We start from the raw sequence: 2,360 nt of genomic DNA, 5'->3' as shown, positions 1-2,360 counted from the left end.
GATAAGGCCATGCACATAGACCTCGCGGAACGGCGGCGCGCCATCCATGAAGTACTGGCCCATCATCACCATGCGGGCGACCCAGAAGAAGATGATGTCGAAACCGGTGACCAGCACGTCGCCCGGATAGTAGCGCTTCAGCGCCGCGGTCTGCTCCGGCCAGCCCAAGGTCGAGAACGGCCACAGGCCGGACGAGAACCAGGTATCGAGCACATCGGGATCGCGCCGCAGCGGCACGTCGTTGCCGTACTCCTTCCTGGCGAGCGACTGCGCTTCGGCTTCGTCGTAGGCCACGAACACCTTGTTGTCGGGCCCGTACCATGCGGGAATCTGGTGTCCCCACCATAGCTGGCGCGAGATGCACCATGGCTGGATGTTGCGCATCCACTCGTAGTACGTGTTCTCCCACTGCTTGGGGACGAACACCGTGCGCCCTTCCTCCACCGCCTTGATCGCGGGCTTGGCGAGCGTCGCGGCATCGCAGTACCACTGATCGGTCAGCCACGGCTCGACCACCACGTCGGAGCGGTCGCCGTACGGCAAGGTCAGCTTGTGATCCTCGACCTTTTCCAGAAGGCCGAGCGCAGTCAGGTCGGCGACCACCTTGTCGCGCGCCTTGTAGCGATCGAGCCCGCGATAGGCTTCCGGCGCGTTCTCGTTTATGCGCGCGTCGGCGTCGAAGATGTTGATCATCTCGAGCTTGTGCCGGCGACCAACCTCGAAGTCGTTGAAGTCGTGCGCCGGCGTCATCTTGACCGCGCCGCTGCCGGTCTCGGGATCGGCATATTCGTCGGCGATGACCGGAATGCGGCGGCCGACCAGCGGCAGGATCACGTGCTTGCCGACCAGGTCCTTGTAGCGCGCGTCGTCGGGATGCACCGCGACGCCGGTGTCGCCCAGCATGGTCTCCGGCCGTGTCGTCGCCACCACCAGGAAGCGATCGGCATGCCCCTCAACCGGATAGCGCAGATGCCAGAGATGGCCCTGCTTCTCCTTCTGCACCACCTCGAGATCGGAGATCGCGGTGTGCAGCTTCGGGTCCCAGTTCACCAGCCGCTTGTCGCGATAGATCAGGCCCTGGCGGTAGAGATCGACGAACACCTTGCGGACCGCGCGGCTGAGGCCTTCGTCCATGGTGAAGCGCTCGCGCCGCCAGTCCGGCGAGGCGCCGAGCCGGCGCAGCTGGTTCGTGATCGCGCCGCCCGATTGCGCCTTCCATTCCCACACCCGCTCGACGAACTTCTCGCGGCCGAGCTCGGTGCGCTTCTTGCCTTCCTTGGCCAGCTCGCGTTCCACCACCATCTGCGTCGCGATGCCGGCGTGATCGCTCCCCGGCTGCCACAAAGCATCGCGGCCGCGCATGCGTTCATAGCGAATGAGCACGTCCTGCAGCGTGAAAGTCAGCGCGTGGCCCATGTGCAGGCTGCCGGTGACGTTCGGCGGCGGCATCATGATGGTGAAGGGCGTGCGGTTGGACCCCTCGTGCGCCGCGAAGGCGCCGGACTGTTCCCACGCGCGATAATGTTTCTTTTCGACCTCGTCGGGCCGGAAAGTCTTCTCCAGCATCGCTGGCCTTTCCCAAGCAGAAAATTCGGGCTGTTATAGCGGCCGACATTGCCCCGTCAACCTGGGCAGGCCGCCGGTCGGAAACGCCGATCCGTCAGCTGAGTTCGGCGCGCCGGGCGATCCGTTCGACCTCGCGGCGGACCAGGCGCTCGACGATGGTCTGCAGATTGGCGTCCAGCCAGTCGCGCAACATCGGCTCGACCGCTTGGCGCACCAGCGTCTCCACCAGCAAGCCTTGGCCCGGCGATTGGACTTCAACCACGGTCTGTGCCCTCCGCGCGATCAGTTGCGCCATGACGGATGCCGATGCCTCGGCGACGTCGGGTGATACAAGGGGCGGCTCGCCAACACCGGGGCCGGCGACGTGGTACGTCGGCTCGGCCATCTGAGGCGCCGGAGTGGGCCTGGTCGGTGGTGGCGCCGGTGGCGGTGGTGGGGGTGCCAATTCAATCTCCTCTTCCACGACCGGCTCGGGTTCCTCGACCGCCGGCGGCGCCGGCTCTTCCTGAACTTCGTCGGTCAGCACCAGATCGTCTTCCTCCTGCGGCGGTGCAGGAGGTGGCGGCGGCGGAGCGACCACGGCCGGTGGCGGCGGCGGTGGAGCAACCGCGGCCGGCGGCGGTGGCGGAGGTGCTGCCGGCTGGACCGGAGCAGGTGCTTCCGCCTTCTTCTCCGTCGCGTCGTCGGCGCTGCCTTCTTCCGAAATGATGCGCCGGATCGAAGCGAGGATCTCCTCCATCGACGGTTCTTGGGTAGCTTTAGCGTCGTTCATGACCTCGTCCCCGGAGGTGCTG

2 protein-coding genes are annotated in these 2,360 nt (G+C 66.1%); both read right to left on the bottom strand.

What is annotated here, in order from left to right; all coding sequences use genetic code 11:
* On the bottom strand, positions 1-1,566 hold a 1,566-nt coding region (locus VH499_RS04190), incomplete at its 3' end, for a valine--tRNA ligase (protein WP_332051437.1).
* A 94-nt stretch (positions 1,567-1,660) separates the two neighbouring features.
* Positions 1,661-2,360, bottom strand: a 700-nt coding sequence (locus tag VH499_RS04185; RefSeq protein WP_332051436.1) for a DUF2497 domain-containing protein, incomplete at its 5' end; no start/stop codon positions are given.

The sequence above is a fragment of the Reyranella sp. genome (assembly GCF_036558665.1).
Taxonomy (GTDB): Bacteria; Pseudomonadota; Alphaproteobacteria; order Reyranellales; family Reyranellaceae; genus Reyranella.
The sequence above is the reverse complement of the archived record's forward strand: the minus strand, read 5'-3'. Positions and strand labels throughout refer to the sequence as shown.